Annotated in this window: 13 protein-coding genes; 9 read left to right on the top strand and 4 right to left on the bottom strand. The window is 72.2% G+C overall.

From position 1 onward, the window contains the following. Positions 1-8 precede the first annotated feature (8 nt). The 8 genes from ACGWYL_RS07095 to ACGWYL_RS07060 all read left to right on the top strand — a co-directional run bounded on the left by ACGWYL_RS07095 (position 9) and on the right by ACGWYL_RS07060 (position 7,011). Entirely contained in the window at positions 9-965 is a 957-nt protein-coding gene (locus ACGWYL_RS07095; protein ID WP_179426939.1) for a DMT family transporter, read from the top strand. A 10-nt stretch (positions 966-975) separates the two neighbouring features. Beyond that, the gene (locus tag ACGWYL_RS07090; protein ID WP_179426941.1) at positions 976-1,353 is read left to right on the top strand and encodes a phage holin family protein; all 378 of its coding nucleotides are present in this window, start codon (positions 976-978) and stop codon (positions 1,351-1,353) included. Next, positions 1,353-1,832 carry a low molecular weight protein-tyrosine-phosphatase gene (locus tag ACGWYL_RS07085; protein WP_179426943.1) on the top strand — a complete coding sequence of 160 codons (480 nt, stop codon included), beginning with the start codon at positions 1,353-1,355 and terminating at the stop codon, positions 1,830-1,832. The genes ACGWYL_RS07090 and ACGWYL_RS07085 overlap by 1 nt, the downstream gene beginning before the upstream one ends. Then, the gene (locus ACGWYL_RS07080) at positions 1,829-2,362 is read left to right on the top strand and encodes a GNAT family N-acetyltransferase (RefSeq protein ID WP_395486799.1); all 534 of its coding nucleotides are present in this window, start codon (positions 1,829-1,831) and stop codon (positions 2,360-2,362) included. Before ACGWYL_RS07085 ends, ACGWYL_RS07080 begins: the two co-directional genes overlap by 4 nt. 44 nt (positions 2,363-2,406) lie before the next feature. Next, complete coding sequence (locus ACGWYL_RS07075; protein WP_179426945.1) at positions 2,407-3,276, top strand: fructosamine kinase family protein; 870 nt, start codon at positions 2,407-2,409, stop codon at positions 3,274-3,276. A 4-nt stretch (positions 3,277-3,280) separates the two neighbouring features. Then, the gene (locus ACGWYL_RS07070; RefSeq protein WP_179426947.1) at positions 3,281-3,973 is read left to right on the top strand and encodes a response regulator transcription factor; all 693 of its coding nucleotides are present in this window, start codon (positions 3,281-3,283) and stop codon (positions 3,971-3,973) included. Next, positions 3,970-5,373: a sensor histidine kinase gene (locus tag ACGWYL_RS07065; protein ID WP_395486798.1), complete on the top strand. Its 1,404-nt coding sequence runs from the start codon at positions 3,970-3,972 to the stop codon at positions 5,371-5,373. Before ACGWYL_RS07070 ends, ACGWYL_RS07065 begins: the two co-directional genes overlap by 4 nt. 177 nt (positions 5,374-5,550) lie before the next feature. After that, the gene (locus ACGWYL_RS07060) at positions 5,551-7,011 is read left to right on the top strand and encodes a S1C family serine protease (RefSeq protein ID WP_395486797.1); all 1,461 of its coding nucleotides are present in this window, start codon (positions 5,551-5,553) and stop codon (positions 7,009-7,011) included. Between the two features lie 3 nt (positions 7,012-7,014). Here ACGWYL_RS07060 and ACGWYL_RS07055 read toward each other — a convergent pair whose 3' ends face one another. From ACGWYL_RS07055 to ACGWYL_RS07040, 4 genes are all read right to left on the bottom strand, one after another. Further along, the gene (locus ACGWYL_RS07055) at positions 7,015-8,886 is read right to left on the bottom strand and encodes an anthranilate synthase family protein (RefSeq protein WP_395486796.1); all 1,872 of its coding nucleotides are present in this window, start codon (positions 8,884-8,886) and stop codon (positions 7,015-7,017) included. Between the two features lie 180 nt (positions 8,887-9,066). After that, the gene (locus ACGWYL_RS07050) at positions 9,067-10,581 is read right to left on the bottom strand and encodes a metallophosphoesterase family protein (protein ID WP_395486795.1); all 1,515 of its coding nucleotides are present in this window, start codon (positions 10,579-10,581) and stop codon (positions 9,067-9,069) included. After that, positions 10,578-12,665 carry a HelD family protein gene (locus tag ACGWYL_RS07045; protein ID WP_395486794.1) on the bottom strand — a complete coding sequence of 696 codons (2,088 nt, stop codon included), beginning with the start codon at positions 12,663-12,665 and terminating at the stop codon, positions 10,578-10,580. Before ACGWYL_RS07045 ends, ACGWYL_RS07050 begins: the two co-directional genes overlap by 4 nt. A 225-nt stretch (positions 12,666-12,890) precedes the next feature. Then, on the bottom strand, positions 12,891-15,782 hold the full coding sequence (locus ACGWYL_RS07040; protein ID WP_395486793.1) for a hypothetical protein: 2,892 nt from the start codon (positions 15,780-15,782) through the stop codon (positions 12,891-12,893). Positions 15,783-15,948: 166 nt separating this feature from the next. Here ACGWYL_RS07040 and ACGWYL_RS07035 point away from each other — a divergent pair, with 166 nt between their 5' ends. Then, positions 15,949-16,746 (top strand): hypothetical protein, encoded by a 798-nt coding sequence (locus ACGWYL_RS07035; RefSeq protein WP_395486792.1) that lies wholly within the window; start codon positions 15,949-15,951, stop codon positions 16,744-16,746. The last annotated feature ends 51 nt before the right edge of the window (positions 16,747-16,797 follow it).

The following is a 16,797-nucleotide window of genomic DNA, read 5'->3' as shown; positions in this document are numbered from 1 at the left end:
ATCGTCCGGTGTCCCAGCCCCACGTGCGCCTCGGGTTCGCGCTCGTCGTCACCGCGGCGGTGTTCTTCGGCATCAACGCCGGCGTCACCCGCATCCCGATGGAGGCGGGCCTGCCGACCTCGACGTACACGACGATCCGCGTCACCTTCGCGTTCCTGACGTTCCTCGTGCTCGCGGTGGCGTTCGACCGCTCGGCCCTGCGTCCGCCGCGTGGCCGCGACCTGCTGCTGATCGTCGCGCTCGGCGTCGTGGGCGTCGCGTTCGTGCAGTGGACCTACAACGTCGCGATCATGCGACTGCCGATCGGCGTGGCGCTGCTGCTGGAGTACCTCGCGCCCGTGCTGGTGGTGCTCTGGGTGAGGTTCGTCCGCCGCGAGCCCGTGCACCCGCGCGTGTGGCCGGCCATCGGGCTGGCCCTCGTGGGACTCGCGCTCGTCGGCCGTGTCTGGGACGGGCTGAGCCTCGACGGGATCGGCGTGCTGGTGGCGCTCGCGGCCGCCGTCTGCTTCGCCGCCTACTTCCTCATCGGCGAGGAGCTGACCGCCACCTCGGCCGAGCCGCTGACCGCGCTGCGCACCGTGGTCTGGTCGTTCGGCGTCGGCGCGATCGTCATGAACCTGCTGGGCGGCTGGGAGGGCTCGAGCGCCCTCGCTCACGACGCCTCGATGCTCGGCCGCCTCTCCGAGTTCACGATTCCCGCATGGGCCGCGATGGTCTTCGTCGTCGTGTGCGGCACCGTGCTGCCGTTCTTCCTCTACCTCGCGTCGCTGCGCCACCTCTCGAGCTCGAAGGCGTCGGTGACGGCCATGCTCGAGCCCGTCGTCGCGGTGATCGTCGGGTGGCTCTGGTTCTCCGAGACGCTCGACCTGCTGCAGACGATCGGGGTCCTCGCGGTGGTGTCCGGCATCGTGCTCGCGCAGACGGCGCGCCATGTCCCGGCGGAGGAACTGCCTCCACCCCTCTAGGGTGAGACGCATGGAACGCTTCCTGTCCTCCTGGTTCGTCAGCAGCGTCGCGCTCGCCCTCGCAGCCCTCCTGCTCGGCAGCCACATGACGATCGGCGACGCCGACGAGACCACCGTCAACCGCGTCCTGGCGCTCGTGATCGTGGGCCTGGTGTTCACGCTCGTGCACCTGTTCGTCGGCCAGATCGTCAAGCTGCTCACGCTGCCGTTCATCGTGCTGACGCTCGGCCTGCTGCTCGTCGTCATCAATGCGCTGCTCCTGCTGCTGACCGAGTGGATCACCTCGGCGTTCGGCGTGGAGTTCGCCGTCGACGGCTTCTGGTGGGCGTTCCTGGCCGCCATCGTCATCTCGGTCTGCCAGTCGATCCTGTCGGCGATCGTCGACTGATGCCGCGCCGCGTCGCCCTGGTCTGCCTGGGCAACATCTGCCGCTCCCCCATGGCCGACGTCGTGCTGGAGCACCAGCTCGCCGAGGCCGGCGTCGACGACGTCGAGGTGTCCTCCTCGGGCACCGGCGACTGGCACGTGGGACAGCCGATGGACGAGCGCGCCGCCGCCACCCTGACCGCGGCCGGCTACGACGCCTCGCGCCACCGCGCCCGCACGTTCACCGCCGACTGGTTCGACGAGCAGGACCTCATCCTCGTGATGGACTCCTCGAACCAGGCCGACGTGCTGGCCCTCGCGGCCTCGGACGACCACCGCACGAAGGTGCGGATGTACCGATCCTTCGACCCCGAGGCCGACTCGCCCGACGCCGAGGTGCCCGATCCCTGGTACGGCGGACCCGAGGGCTTCGACGAGGTCCTCGCGATGGTCGAGCGCACCACGCGCGAGATCGTCCGTCACCTCGCCGACACCGCGTGACCACGCCCTGCCTGCGGCTCGTCACGCCGGACGACGCCGAGGAGCTCGCCGCGGTCTACGTGGAGAACCGGGAGTTCCTCGCGCCCTGGGAGCCCGTCCGCGAGGACGAGTTCTTCGAGTCCGACAGCCAGCGCGCCGCCATCGAGCGCATGCTCGACGAGCACGCGGCCGACCGGATGGTCCCGTTCGTGATCCTGGGACCCGCCGGCGAGATCGCGGGACGGCTCACCCTCAACAACGTCGTCCGCGGGGCCTTCCAGTCGGCGTCGGTGGGCTACTGGGTGCGCGAGGACCTGAACGGCCACGGCCTGGCCACCCGCGCCGCTCGTGAAGCGGTCGACCACGCCTTCACGGCGCTGGGTCTGCACCGCCTGGAGGCCGGGACCCTCCTGCACAACGTGGCCTCCCAGACGGTCCTGCGACGGGCCGGGTTCGCCCCGTTCGCCGTCGCGCCCGAGTACCTGAGGATCGCCGGACGCTGGCAGGACCACCTGCTGTTCCACGCGTTCGCGCCATCCCCGCGTCCCTGACCGCTGAGGGCTCCGCACTGGTCACCGGGCGGTAAGTTCAGGGCATGGCACGAATGGCGGGAACCGCGGCGTTGGCCGAGCAGCTGCTGGAGGTCGCCGTGGTGTCGACGACCTCGGTGGCCGGCGGCGACATCTGCACCACGACGCGACTGCGACTCACCGACGGGCGCAGCGCCGTCATCAAGACCCGCCCCCAAGCTCCCGCGGGGTTCTTCACCACCGAGGCCGAGGGCCTGCGCCGGCTGCGCACCGCCGGTGGCGCCCCCGTGCCCGAGGTCCTCGCGGCCGACGACGAGTGCATCATCCTGGCCTGGATCGAGCCCACGAAGCCCTCGGTCGACCTCGCCGAGTCGCTCGGGCGCAACCTGGCCGCGACGCACTCCTCCGGCGTGGGCGGCTTCGGCGCTGATCACGACGGCTGGATCGGCCTGGCTCCGCTGCCCAACCGCCCCTCCCCGACGTGGGAGGAGTTCTACGCCGGCCGCCGCGTCATGCCCTACGTGAAGGCCGCCGCCGACCGTGGCTCGCTGTCGCTCGAGCAGGCCGCCGTGATCGAGAAGGCGATGAAACGGCTGCCGTCGCTCACCGCCGATCCCGAGCCCCCGGCGCTGCTGCACGGCGACCTCTGGTCGGGCAACCTCGTGTGGTCGTCCGACGGTGTCCACCTGGTCGACCCGGCCGTCCACGGTGGCCACCGCGAGACCGACCTCGCGATGCTCTCGCTGTTCGGCGCGCCTCACCTGCAGCGGATCCTCGACGCGTACCACGAGGCCGCTCCCCTGCAGGACGGCTGGATGGACCGCGTCCCGCTGCACCAGCTGCACCCCCTGCTCGTGCACGCCGTGATGTTCGGCGGCGCCTACGGGGCGCGAGCCGCGGCTGCCGCCCAGAGCCTGCTCGACGGCCGGGCGTGACGGCATGAGGATCCTCGTCGTCGACGACGACCGCGCGGTGCGCGACTCGCTGCGTCGGTCCCTGGAGTTCAACGGCTACACGGTCGAGGTCGCCGGCGACGGCGCCGAGGCCCTCGCGAAGGTCGCCCAGTCGGGCCCCGACGCGATCGTGATGGACGTGATGATGCCGCGCCTGGGCGGGCTCGACGCCACCAAGGCGCTGCGCGCCGCCGGCAACGACGTGCCGATCCTCGTCCTCACGGCGCGCGACGCCGTGAGCGACCGCGTGGACGGCCTCGACGCGGGCGCCGACGACTACCTGACCAAGCCGTTCGCGCTCGAGGAGCTGCTCGCCCGCGTGCGCGCCCTGCTGCGGCGCGGCGGCCGCGCGCGCGACGACCTCGACGACGAGCCGGCGCTCACCTTCGCCGACCTCACGCTCGACCCGAACACCCGCGAGGTGCGCCGCGGCGAGCGCTCGATCTCGCTCACCCGCACCGAGTTCGCGCTGCTGGAGCTGTTCATGCAGCGGCCCAAGCGCGTGCTCGAGCGCTCGTTCATCCTCGAGGAGGTGTGGGGCTTCGACTTCCCCACCACCGCCAACTCGCTGGAGGTCTACGTCGGCTACGTCCGGCGCAAGCTCGAGGCCGAGGGCGAGTCGCGGCTGCTGCACACCGTCCGCGGCGTCGGGTACGTGCTGCGGGAGACGCCACCGTGACCATCCTCGACCGGGTCCATGCACGCGCCCACACGCTGCTGGAGCCGATCACGAAGCGACTCTCGCTCGCCGGCCGCGTCGCCCTGCTGACCACCGCGGCCGTCGCCACGGTCCTGACGATCATCAGCATCAGCATCTTCGTCCTCGTGCGCCAGGAGGTCGTCGGCGCGCTCGACGACTCGATGATCAAGCGCGCCAACCAGGCCGTGAAGGCCGGCTACACGCCGCAGAACCTCACGGTCGACGAGGCGAACATCCTGGCCATCGCCGGCATCCAGCTGCTGACGATCAAGAGCGGCGGCGGCGAGTTCCTCGTGCACTCCGAGGACGCGTTCCCCTACGACAACCGCGAGCGCGAGGTGGCCCTCGGCATCGCCGAGACCTCGGCCCGCACGGCGCACGTCGACGGCGTCACGTACCGCGTCGTCGCGGTCCAGGCCGGTCCCGGGCAGGCGTTCATGCTGGCGCAGTCGATGGAGTCCACGCGGCGCGCGCTCGAGCGGCTCACGGTCGTGCTGGTGCTGTCCACGCTGTCCGGCATGATCCTGGCCGGTGTCGCGGGCTGGGCCGTCGCCAGCAACGGCCTGCGGCCCGTGCGCCGCCTGACCAGCGCCATCGAGCGCGTCGCCGAGACGCAGGAGCTCACCCCGATCGACGTCCCCGGCAAGGAGGACGAGCTGGCCCGGCTGACCCGCTCGTTCAACGCCATGCTGCTGGCCCTCGACGCCACGCAACGCCGCGAGCGCCAGCTCATCGCCGACGCGGGCCACGAGCTGCGCACGCCGCTGACCAGCCTGCGCACCAACATCGACCTGCTCCGGCAGGCCAGCAGCCAGTCCGAGCGCCGGCTCGACGCCACCGCCTACCGCGAGCTCATCGACGACGTGGGCGCCCAGCTCGACGAGCTCTCCACGCTCGTCAGCGACCTCACCGAGCTGGCCCGCGACGAGCCCCTGCACCGCGACCCCGAGCCGCTCGACCTGGCCGACGTGGTGCGACGGGCGATCGACCGTGTCGAGCTGCGCGCCGCGAGCGCCACGTTCGACGTGCTGCTCGAGCCCACGTGGGTCGTCGGCGACAGCCAGCTGCTCGAGCGCGCGGTCACGAACCTGCTCGACAACGCCGTGAAGTGGAGCCCGCCGGACGGCACCGTGCGGGTGCGGCTGAGCCACGGCACCGTCACCGTGGCCGACGAGGGCCCGGGCATCGCGCCGGAGGACCAGCCGCACGTGTTCGACCGCTTCTACCGCTCCACCGAGGCGCGCACGCTGCCCGGCTCGGGCCTCGGCCTGGCCATCGTGCGACGCGCGGCCGACCGCCACGGCGGCACCGTGAGCGTCACCTCCGTCCCCGGCGAGGGCGCCACGTTCACGTTCCGGATCCCTCCGGACGAGGCGTGACCCCGGGAGCGGTGAGTCCTCAACCGATAGGGACCTCGGTACGGTTGACGACGCACCGCCAGCGCGCGGGAAGGGTTGACAGCTCACCGCTCAGCCAGGGTTTCGGAGCGCGGAGTCTGAAGGTGGCGCCCAGCACGTTCACAAGCAACTCTCAGGTCCTCGCGGGAAGGTTGAACCATGACAGACCAGCGTGATCCGTACGCCGACCGCCCCTACGTGCCCCCGACGGCGCCGCAGGAGCCGCAGCAGCCCGCGCAGCAGGCCGAGACCGGTTGGCCCTTCTCCGAGCCCCGTGCCGACGAGCACCGTGCCGAGGAGACCCGCGTTGAGGAGCCTCGCGCCGACGAGCGCCCCGTCGATCCGTGGGCGACCACGGACGACCACGAGCCGACCGTGTCGGTGAACGAGCCCACCCGCACCTTCGCCGGCGCGCCCGCCGACCCGAACGGCCCCACCGGCCCGGGCGGACCCGGCGGCCCCGCCGCCTTCGGCTACCCCATGGCCTCCCCCGAGCCCCAGCCGCGCAAGAAGCGCCGCGCCGGCCGCCTCGTGGCCGCCGCCACCGGCGTCATCCTGCTGGCCGGTGCGTCCGCCGCCGGCGGCGCCGCGCTCTACGACGCGATGCAGGACGACTCCAGCACCTCGACGAGCGTCACGGGCACGTCCTTGGACCGCCCGGCCTCCTCGACCGGCGCGCAGAGCGACGTCTCGGCGGTCGCCGACGCCGTCCTGCCCGCCACGGTGAAGATCAACGTCACGGGTGGCGGCGAGTCCGGCACCGGCACCGGCGTGGTCATCAGCAAGGACGGCAGCATCCTGACGAACAACCACGTCGTCGAGGCCGCCGCGGACGGCGGTTCGATCACCGTCGCCTTCAACGACGGCCGCATCGCGAAGGCCGAGATCGTCGGCCGCGACGTGGCCACCGACGTCGCGGTCATCAAGGCCGAGGGCGTCAGCGACCTGCCCGCCGCCACGCTGGGCGACTCCAAGCAGGTCAAGGTCGGCCAGACCGTCGTGGCGATCGGCTCCCCGTTCGGCCTCGAGTCCACGGTCACCACCGGCATCGTCTCGGCCCTCAACCGTCCGGTCTCCCCCGGCGACCAGAGCGCTGACGGCCCCAGCACGACGTTCCCCGCGATCCAGACCGACGCCGCGATCAACCCGGGCAACTCGGGTGGCCCGCTGGTCAACCTCGAGGGCCAGGTCATCGGCATCAACTCGGCCATCAACACCGGCGGCCAGGGCAACGGCTCGGTCGGCCTGGGCTTCGCGATCCCGATCAACCTGGTCAACAACGTGGCCACGCAGATCCTCGACGGCGACACCGTGGAGCACGCCCAGATCGGCGTCCAGGTGCGCAGCGCCACCGGCGACGACCAAGTCACGACGATCGGCGCGGAGATCGGCGAGGTCAGCTCGGGCGGCGCCGGCGACAAGGCGGGCCTGAAGGCCGGCGACATCGTCACCAAGGTCGACGGCAACCCGGTCTCCGACAACCAGGCGCTGGTCGCCACGGTGCGCGGCTACAAGCCCGGCGACACGATCGAGCTGACCGTGCTGCGGGGCGACAAGACCCAGGAGATCGAGGTCGAGCTGGGCAGCGACGGCGGAGCCGCCGCCCGCGCCCAGGAGTGACGCTCAGCCCAGCAGCGCCGCGGTGAGGTCGCGCAGGATGGCGTAGCCGTTCTGCGTGAGCACCGACTCGGCGTGGAACTGGATCCCGCGGTAGTGAGGCCCGGCCACCAGGTGGATGTCACCGGTGGCCGGGTCCGTCTGCGCCGTGACCCCCTCGGGCAGGCCCGACTCCGGGACGCGGCCGACGAACGTGTTGTAGAAGCCCACGGTCTCGGTGCGGTCCAGCACCGGCAGCGCGCTCTGCGTGCCCTGGAAGACGATGTCCTTGTAGTCCAGGTCGAGCCCGAGCTCGTGGCACAGCGTCTGGTGGCCCAGGCAGATCGACAGGAACGGCTGCTCCCGCTCGAGCAGGCGGCGGGTGGCACGGCGCAGCACGGCGATCTTCGCGTCGTCGCCGTCGCGCGGGTCGCCCGGACCGGGACCGATCACGACGAGGTCGTGCCCGTCGAGCGCCTCCTCGGTCCACTCGTCGTGGCGGACCACGTCGGTGGTCATGCCCATCACGCCGAAGACGTGCGACAGCATGTTGACGAAGTCGTCCTCGCCGTCGAGCACCACGACCCGCTTGCCCTCGAGCGCGGGTGTGGGCGCCGTGCCCGACTGGTCGCTGAGCCAGAACTGGCTGAGCCGCTGGTTGCGCGAGCCGAGCGCGATGAGCACGTCGTCCTCGCGCGTGAACGCGTCGAAGCCCTCCACGGGCTCGGGCGCGGCCTCGACCAGGCCGAACGCGCTCAGCACGCCCGAGGCCTTGGCCCACGTCTCGTTCGTCTCGTAGTCCGCGTCGGAGTCGCGCACGAGCGTGGCGCCCGCCGTGACCGTGAGGTTGCCGTCGAGGTCGACGTCGGCCGTGCGGATGAGGATGGGGGCGTCGAGCCGGGCCGTGCCGTTCTCGTCACGGCCCACCAGCGCGGCCACGCTGGCGTAGTAGCCGCGACCCTGCGGCTCGTACTGCTTGATGAGGCGGCAGGCGTTCTCCACCGGGCTGCCCGTGACGGTGGCGGCGAACATCGAGTCGCGCAGGATGTCGCGCGGGTCGCGGTCGGTGCGGCCGGCCAGCAGGTACTCGGTGTGCACGAGGTGGCTCATCGGCTTGAGGTACGGCCCCAGCACGAGGCCGCCCTCGTGGCACAGGTCGCACATCATCTTGAGCTCCTCGTCGACGACCATGAAGAGCTCGTAGATCTCCTTCTCGTCGGACAGGAACTTCAGCAGCTCGCGCTTGCGGTCGGCGTGCGTCTCCAGGCCGCGCATGCGGAACGTGCCGCTGATCGGGTTCATCCGCAGCTGGCCGTCGTCGAGGCTGACGTGCCGCTCGGGGCTCGCGCCGATCAGGTAGCGGTCGCCGGTGAAGATGCAGAAGGTCCAGAAGGCTCCGCGCTCGCGCTCCAGCAGGCGCCGGAAGACCGTGAGCGCCTTGGCGTGGTCCCAGTCGGACACGGTCGCTCGGTAGCGGCGGCCGATGACGAGGTTCGCGCCCTCGCCCTGGCCGATCTCGTCGTCGATGATGCGGCGCACCATCGCCGCGTACTCCTCGTCGGAGGTCTCGAATCCCCCGCGGTCGGCCAGGTCGATCGCGCCGTTCGGCAGCACCTCGAGCAGGTCGGCGAGGGCGACGTCGTGGTTCGAGCGTGCCTCGATCACCGACAGCGGCGTGCCGTCCTGGTGGGCCTCGAAGCCGCGCTCGGCGACCTGGGCGAACGGGACGACGACGAGGTGGTCCCAGGCGGGGCCGGGGCCCTCGGCGAGCGGGATGTCGGCCAGCCGCTCGATGTCGGTGCGCGGGCCGCCCAGGAGCGTGACGCGATCGGCCTCGCGCCCGCGGATCAGCGCGAACGCCGGCTGGGCCAGCACGTCGTCGAGGAGCTCTTTCGTCATCGTGGTCTTCTTCCCGCGGTCGGACGAACGACGCCCAGACCGCCATGTGGGGGTCTGGGCGTGGGTACGTCGACAGTCCTCCTCAGCGGAGGGGCCACCAGGTGCTGGTCGTCGACATGCGCACAGCGTAGCGGGCCCCGGGCGTGCCCCGGCGATCGAGTGGCCGGGGCAACACCGGAGTCAGTCGGCGACGGGGACCGGGAGGGTCGTGTAGTCGCCGACGTCGATGACGGCGCCGGGCTTGAAGGTGACGATCTGCAGGCCGACGACGCGGCCGGCCTCGAAGGTCAGCACGGCCACCTGCGCGTCGCGGCGCAGCTTGGTGCCGAGCGCGAACGCGTAGACCGCGCCGCCCGTGGAGCCGATCGACACCTCGGTGGAGGTGCCCTGCGGGCCCTCGGTGCTGGTGGGGCCGACCTGACGGTGCAGGTGCCCGCTGATGGCGAGGTCGACGCAGCCCTCCTGCACGGTGCGCTTGGCCGACGCGGCGCTGTGCGTGACCATGAGCGACACCTCGCCGTCCTCGCACGCGGCCTCGGCCAGCTTCTCGCTCTGCTCGGTGATCGCGGCGATGTTGTCGCCCTCGTTGCCGTTGTAGCCGGCGGTCAGGCCCGAGCTGCGTGGGTCGCTCTCACCGATCATGCGGATGCCCTCGACATCGGTGGGCTCGCCGTCGAACACGAGGAAGTCGTTGCGCTCCATCTCGCGCAGGATGTACTTGCCGGTGTCGTGGTTGCCCGCGACGGCGAGGATCGGCAGGTCCTCGAAGGTCTGGCGCAGCGACTTGATGCTGAACGCCTCCCACGAGGCGCCGTTGGACGTGTCGTCGCCCAGGTCGATCACGAACGACGCGTCGGCGGCGCGGGCCACCTCGCGGGCGACGGGGTCCATGCCGATGTTGTCGTGACGGTCGGTGACGACGAGCGCGGTGGTCTGGCCCGGCTCGGGCGCGCGGACGGGAACGTCCTTGGTCTTCTCGGCGAGCGAGGAGTAGAACGCCAGCGACTCCTCGTAGGTGTCGAGCGCACCCTGGACGATGGCCTTGCTGGTGGCGGTGGCGGCGCCGCGTGAGATCTCCACGTGGGCGAGGCGCGCCTCGTCGGGCAGCTCGGGGAACTCCTGCCGGATCGGCACCCACGCGACCTCGCGCTTCGTGCTGGGGTCGGGCGCGTAGGCCATGACGGCGCCGAGCACCACGATCGCGAGCACGCCGCCGACGAGGGCGGTGCGCGGCTCGGGTGGCCACTGGTCGCGCAGCTCGCGGCGGCGGCGCGGCCCGACGGCCACCCAGCCCACGCCCACGACGACCATCGCGATGACCCCGGCGGCCAGGCCGCGCTGGAGCGCCGCCAGGCCCATCTCGGTGATCTCCGAGGTCATCGCCGCGATCTCGCCCTCGGGCTGGCTGGCGATCGCCGCGTCCTGCGCGAGCACGCTCTCAAGGTCGGTGGCGGGACTGTCGCGCAGGACGACCTCGGCGCCGATCCCCAGGACGGCATCTGACGGCATCCGCAGCTCAGGCAGGAGCGGGCCGGTCACGAGCGTCACGTGCCCGTCGAACGTGGGACGCGCGGTGGCGTTGTGGGCGCCGATCGTGACGGTGCGCTCGGTGTCGACGAACGTGGCGGCCGTGACCGGCACCGCCACCGCGAGGCCGACGCCCAGCAGGGCCAGACCCGCGACGATCCGGTTCACTCGGCCACCCGATCGAGCCACGTGTGGCTGGTGCCGACCGTGACGAGGCGCTGGGTGGCGCGCGTGAGCACGACGTAGAGGGTGCGCCAGCCGGCGGCGGCCTCGGTGACCACGCCGTCGGCGTCGACCAGCACGACGCCGTCGAACTCGAGGCCCTTCGTGTCGAGCGGGTCGAGCACGCGCAGGCGCTCGTCCTGCGGCATCACGGCGCGCAGCCGGTCGAGGCGGCCCGAGGGCGCGACGACCGCGACCGTGCCGTCGACCTGGCCCAGCATCGCGGTGGTCTCGGCGACCGCGCGGTCGAGCAGCTCGTCCGCGGCGACGACCTCGTGGCGGGGGTCGACGCCCGTGCGGCGGACCGCGTCGGCGAGGTCGGGGTGGGCGATCGCGTGGCGGGCGACCTGCGCGGCGAACTCGTAGATCTCGGCGGAGTTGCGGTAGTTCGTCGACAGCCGGAAGCGGTGGACGGCGAGCGTGCCGAGGGCCTCGTCGCGGGCGGCCGCGGACTCGGCGGGGACGGGCCACGAGGACTGCGCCTCGTCGCCGACGATCGTCCAGCTGGCGGTGCGGCCGCGGCGGCCGAGCATCCGCCACTGCATGGGCGACAGGTCCTGCGCCTCGTCGACCAGCACGTGGGCGAAGCCCTCGTCGTCGATGCTGCCGGTGGCCTGGATGCGGTCCTCGCGCTCGCGCTGCTCGAAGCTCATCAGCTGCTTCGGCGACGCCCAGTCGTCCTCGGTGCGCACGGGCGCCTCGCCCAGCAGGTGGCGCAGCTCGTCGATGAGCGGGATGTCCTCGATCGTGGGCTCGTCGGCCCACTCGCGGCGCAGCACCTGCTGCTCGAACGAGGTGAACAGGTCGGAGGCGACCTCGCCCAGACGCGAGGGCACGGTGCGCCACACGTCGACCGGGTCGAGCTCGGGCCACCACGACTCGACGAAGTCCTCGAAGGCCTCGTCACCGTCGAGGTGGTCGCCGAACGCCTCCTCGCCGCGGTCGAGCGCACGGTCGCCGGTGACCTTGTCCCACAGCGCCTTCCCGAGCTCCTCGCGCGCGGAGGACAGGGTGGTGTTGGGCAGGCCGTTCGAGAGGACGCGCTTGCGGATGCGCGCGAGGTCGGAGGCCTCCAGCACGAGCCGGTCGTCGCGGTAGAACAGGTCGAGCCGCTGGGGCGAGCCGGGCTGCGGGGCCTTGGCGATGCGTGCGAGCGCGGTGGCCATCTGGCTCGCGCCGAGCAGCGCGGCGGCCTCGGGCGAGGCGTGCTCGGTGGCGCGGATGCCGTCGACGACCTCGCCGATCGAGCGCAGCACCACGCTGGTCTCGCCGAGGCTGGGCAGCACGCGCTCGATGTAGTTCATGAAGACGCCGGACGGGCCGACGACGAGCACGCCGCCGGACTCGAACCGGCGCCGGTCGGTGTAGAGCAGGTAGGCCGCGCGGTGCAGCGCCACGACCGTCTTGCCGGTGCCGGGGCCGCCGCCGATGATCACGGCGCCGCGGGAGGGCGCGCGGATCGCCTCGTCCTGCTCCTTCTGGATCGTGGCGACGACCGAGTGCATCGAGCTGTCGCGGGCGCGGCTGAGGCTGGCCAGCAGCGCGCCCTCGCCGATCACGACCATGTCGTCGGGCGCGGCGTCGGCGTCGAGCAACTCGTCCTCGATGCCGATCACGCGGTCGCCGCGGCAGCGCAGCACGCGCCGGCGGACGACGCCGGCCGGGTCCTGCGCCGTGGCCTGGTAGAACACCGAGGCCGCCGGGGCGCGCCAGTCGACGAGGATGATCTCGCGGTCGGCGTCGCGCACGCCGATGCGGCCGATGTAGCGGGCCTCACCGCCGTCGAGGTCGAGGCGGCCGAACACCAGGCCGTCGTGGGCCGCGTGCAGGGCACTCAGCCGGCGCGAGGCCTGGTAGACCATGGCGTCGCGCTCGACCAGGCCGCCCTCGTGGCCGATGTGGCCGCGCGCCATCCCCTCGGCGACGAGCGACCGGGCCACCTTGGTGGACTCCTCCAGGCGCTCGTAGACGGTGTCGACGTACGCCTGCTCGTGCGCGAGCTCGCGTTCATCGGGAGAGGGGTTGCTCATCGACGTCCTTCGGTGGCGTGGGGGAACTCTCCATTCTAGGCACCGCGGACCAGCCGTGTGGACGCACCGCCGCGCCGCGGACGCCGTCAGGTTCTCGGGGACCGACGTATCAGCGCGCCGGTGACGGGCTCATGGGAGGCGTCGGCCACTCGGGACCGACGCAAGCGCCGCGCGGACGCCGACCGCCAAACGGGGGTCGGCCGGCGTCCGCGGGCGCGTCACGCGTCATCGCACGCGGTGCGTCACCCGGATCTTCTTCAGGTAGGTGACCTTCGCGCCGTCGAAGCCGCGCACCACGATCGTGCGCTTCGCCGACTTCAGGCCCTTGCCGTAGCGGACCTTCCGGACGACGCGACCGTGCGAGTCGGCCTTGCCGGTCACCATCTGGTGGCGCAGCGAGATCCGGTAGCGCTGACCCGGGGCCAGGCCCTGGGCGCGGACCGTGAACACCTCGCGGTCACGGACGACCGTGCGCGACGTGGAGGCCTTCGCGATCTCCGTGACCCGGCTGGTCCGCAGGGTCGTCGACCACTCGACGTAGCCCGGCGCCGTCACCGTGACCCGCACGCAGACCTCGCGCCCGGCCATCGCCGACGTCACGCGGTAGGAGCCGGCCTTCGTGACGGGACGGCAGTCCTTGCCGGCCTGCGCGAGGCCCCACGTCGTGGTGGTGCTCGCGCCCTCCGGCAGGACACCGGCCATCACCGGCGCCGTGAGCGTCGTGCCGACCTTCGGGGTCCTCGTGCTGAGGATCGCCCGCATCGCCGGCAGCGTGCCCCGGACCACGGCGTGCTCCGGGACGAAGACCCCGGCGAGAGGCTCGTAGCCCTCGGCCGTGACGCCGGCCTCGACGCACAGGGTCTTGCCGACGAGGTCGGCCGTGGGCGTGAACGAGGCTGACGTCGCACCCGAGATGGCGACACAGTCCTCGTCCGCGGCCACGCCCCACTGCCAGTGCGCAGCGGCCTCCTCCGGAGCCTCCGAGAGGTCGATCGGCAGCGAGATCGGCTCGCCCACGCGGGGGCGGTCGCTGCTGGGCTGCGGGCTCGGGACGCGCAGTGTGCCCACGCCCACCTCCACCGCGTCGGAGGTCGTCACGTCGTCCACGAAGCCGCGCGCGGAGGACGTCACGGTCACCGACAGCTCATGACCGCGGTGCGCGCCCTTCGGCGTGAAGGCGGCCTGCGTCGCGCCGTCGATCGGCTCGCCGTCGAGGTTCCACTGGTACGCCCGCTCGGCGTCCGCCGGATCGCCGCCCGTGACGGTGGCCGTGGTCTCGACGCCGGCCTCGACCCAGCCCGGGATCGAGACGGCGGGCGACTCCGCGAAGTCGCCGGCGCCGACCTCGCCGACCGCGTGGGTGGTCGTGGCATCGGCGTGGTGCGGTGCGCTCACCGTGACGGTCACGCACAGCGACTTCTCGAACTCGGCGACCTCCGGGGTGAAGGCGGCCTCGTCCGCGCCCTCGATCACGGCGCAGTCCTCGCCGTCGACCAGGCCCCACTGCCAGGCGGTGACCTCGGCGCCCTCGGGCGCGTCATCGAGGTTCACCGCGGCGGTGACGGTCTCGCCGACCCGAGGCTCCTCGACGTCGGTCGTCGGCGTCGGGGCGGTGAAGGCGCCCACCGCGAGGTCGGACGCCGCGGCGCCCACCACGAGCGTGTCGTAGCCGGTGGCGAGGTACATCAGGCTGACGCAGATCGTCCGTCCCGCGTCGGCGTTGCTCACGTCGTACGTGACCGAGCCGTCGAAGTCGTCGCGCGTCACGCACTCCTGCTCGTCGTCCAGGTGGCCCCACCGGGTCTGGACCCGTCGGCCGCCCTCGGGGATCTTCGACTCGTCGGGCACGACCGTGAGCACGTCACCGGACGTGGGCGGCGTGGTCGGGGTCGAGTCCGTGAGGGTCGCGCCGGCCGTCATGAGGGCCGGCAGGACCTGCTGCTGCGCCACACCGGAGCGGTCGGCGGGCTCGCCGTCCACTCCCTTCGCCGTGACGGTCACCGTGACGAACTCGCCGACATCGGCCAGGGTCGGGGTGAACGTCGCCGCCGTCGAGCGCACCTCGTCGCTGCCGCCGACCGTCCACGCGTACGTCCACGAGGCGGGCTCGGGCGAGGTCGACGCCGTCACGCTCAGCTCGTCCCCGGCGCGGCCCGAGCCCTGGATCGTCGGGGTGAACGTCTTGAACGTGGGCTCCAGCTCGAACTGCTGGATGCTGCGCTGGAAGTCGGCGACGTACACGCGACCGGTGTCGTCGAGCGAGATCCCCGTGGGCTGCTGGAACTGGCCGGCGCCGGTCCCGCGCGAGCCCCACGCGACGAGGGTCCGCCCCTGCGGGTCGAGGACCGCGGCACTGGGGCCGTAGAGCTCGGCGACGGCGATCCGGCCCGCCGAGTCGACGGAGACTCCATAGGGTCCCGCCATCGCCCGGCCGGAGACCTGGGTGAAGTCGGCGACGTGCGTGCCGTTCGTGTCGTACTTGCGAATCGCCCCACCATGGAGGTCGGCGACGTAGACGTAGCCGTCGCGCGTCGCGATGCCGAAGGCGCTGTTGAGCTGGCCGGGGCCGTCCGTGTTCCCCCAGGAGCCGACCTGCTCGCCCTGGAGCGTCAGCTTGAGGACGCGGCCCGTGTTGACGTCGGTGACGAACAGGTGACCTCCTGATGCGGCGATCTGGAACGGGATCGACGCGTCGACGTGGAAGCTCGAGATCAGGGCCCCCTCCGGGTCGAACGTGCTGATCCGGCCGCTCGACTCCGTGACGTGGACGTTGCCGGCGGCGTCCACCGCCGCACCGTAGGGCGAGCTGAGGTGGCCGTGGCCGATCGTCCGGAGGAACTCGCCGTCGGCGCTGTAGACCTTCACCACCGCGGCCGAGTAGTCGGCGGCGTAGACACGGCCATCGGCGTCCTTGGCCAGCGCGTAGAACCAGCCTGTCGCCCCGTCCCCCGATCCGGCTTGCGCGAACGTCCTGACGAAGGTGGCCTCTTCCGCGGCCTGCGCGGGCGTGGCGACCGACACGAGACCGGCGAGGGCGATGACGAGCGCGAGCACGGCGGCGAGCGGCCGTCCGGCGCGGCGCGCAGGAGCTGTGAGACGCGTGGGGAGGGAGTTCACTTCTGCAACGTATGTCGCACTTCTGCGGCCGCGGGGCGTAACGAGCGCATGTCATCCCATGTGACTATGCCTCGGGCCCGCGAGTTCGCTCATTTCCCCTCAGTCACATGCGTCACGGCCCTACGCTGTCGTCGCTGCATCTCCCCACGACGTAAGGAACAACCGCATGCGCGTGCGCGCCATCGCCCTCACCGCGACGACCGGACTGGTCCTCGCTCTCGCCCCCACCGCGGCCCAGGCCGCCCCCAAGCCCACCTACAAGGTCGCCATCGCGATCAACACGACCGCCCCGACCGTCGGCACCACCGTCAAGGTCACCGGCAAGGTCGCCGGCCCGAAGGCCGCGAAGAAGAAGCTGCTCGTCCAGCGCAAGGTCGGCACCGGCGCCTGGAAGACCGTCGCCAAGGTCCGCACCAGCACGAAGCGCACCTACTTCGCCCGCGTCCGGGTGCTGACCGCCGGACAGCAGTACGTGCGCGTCGTCGCGCCCAAGTCCACGAAGGCCAGGGCGGGCTCCAGCTCGCGCCGCGGCTACGTCGGCTACCGCTGGTTGGACCTGACCACGCAGCCGAGCGAGAAGGCGGGCCCCGTCGAGAACGGCCCCGTCACCATCGCCGGCAAGACCTACCCGAAGGCGCTCACGTTCTCGGGCTCGGGCATCTACTTCAACACCGCCGGGAAGTGCACGACGCTCCGTGGCTCGGTCGGCGCCCCCGACGCGGAGGCCGGCGAGCTGCTCGTGATCTCGATCCCGACCAGCGACAGCGAGGAGGCCCAGGAGTTCCGCACCGCCGCGCCCGCCGGTGCCGCCCCGAAGGCCGCGAGCTACGCCATCACGAAGCGCCCGATGATCGCGTTCGGTCACGGTGACGCCGCGGGGCGCGTCTCGTTCGTCGCGCCTCAGGTCCGCTGCTCGGTGAACGCGCTGTCCGCCGTGCCGGAGGATTCGCCCATGGCTCCGTGAGCCACCCACGACGAACGCCCCCTCCCGGCCGGGAGGGGGCGTTCGTCGTTC

The sequence above is a fragment of the Aeromicrobium sp. JJY06 genome (assembly GCF_044069275.1).
Taxonomy (GTDB): Bacteria; Actinomycetota; Actinomycetes; order Propionibacteriales; family Nocardioidaceae; genus Aeromicrobium; species Aeromicrobium tamlense.
The sequence above is the reverse complement of the archived record's forward strand: the minus strand, read 5'-3'. Positions and strand labels throughout refer to the sequence as shown.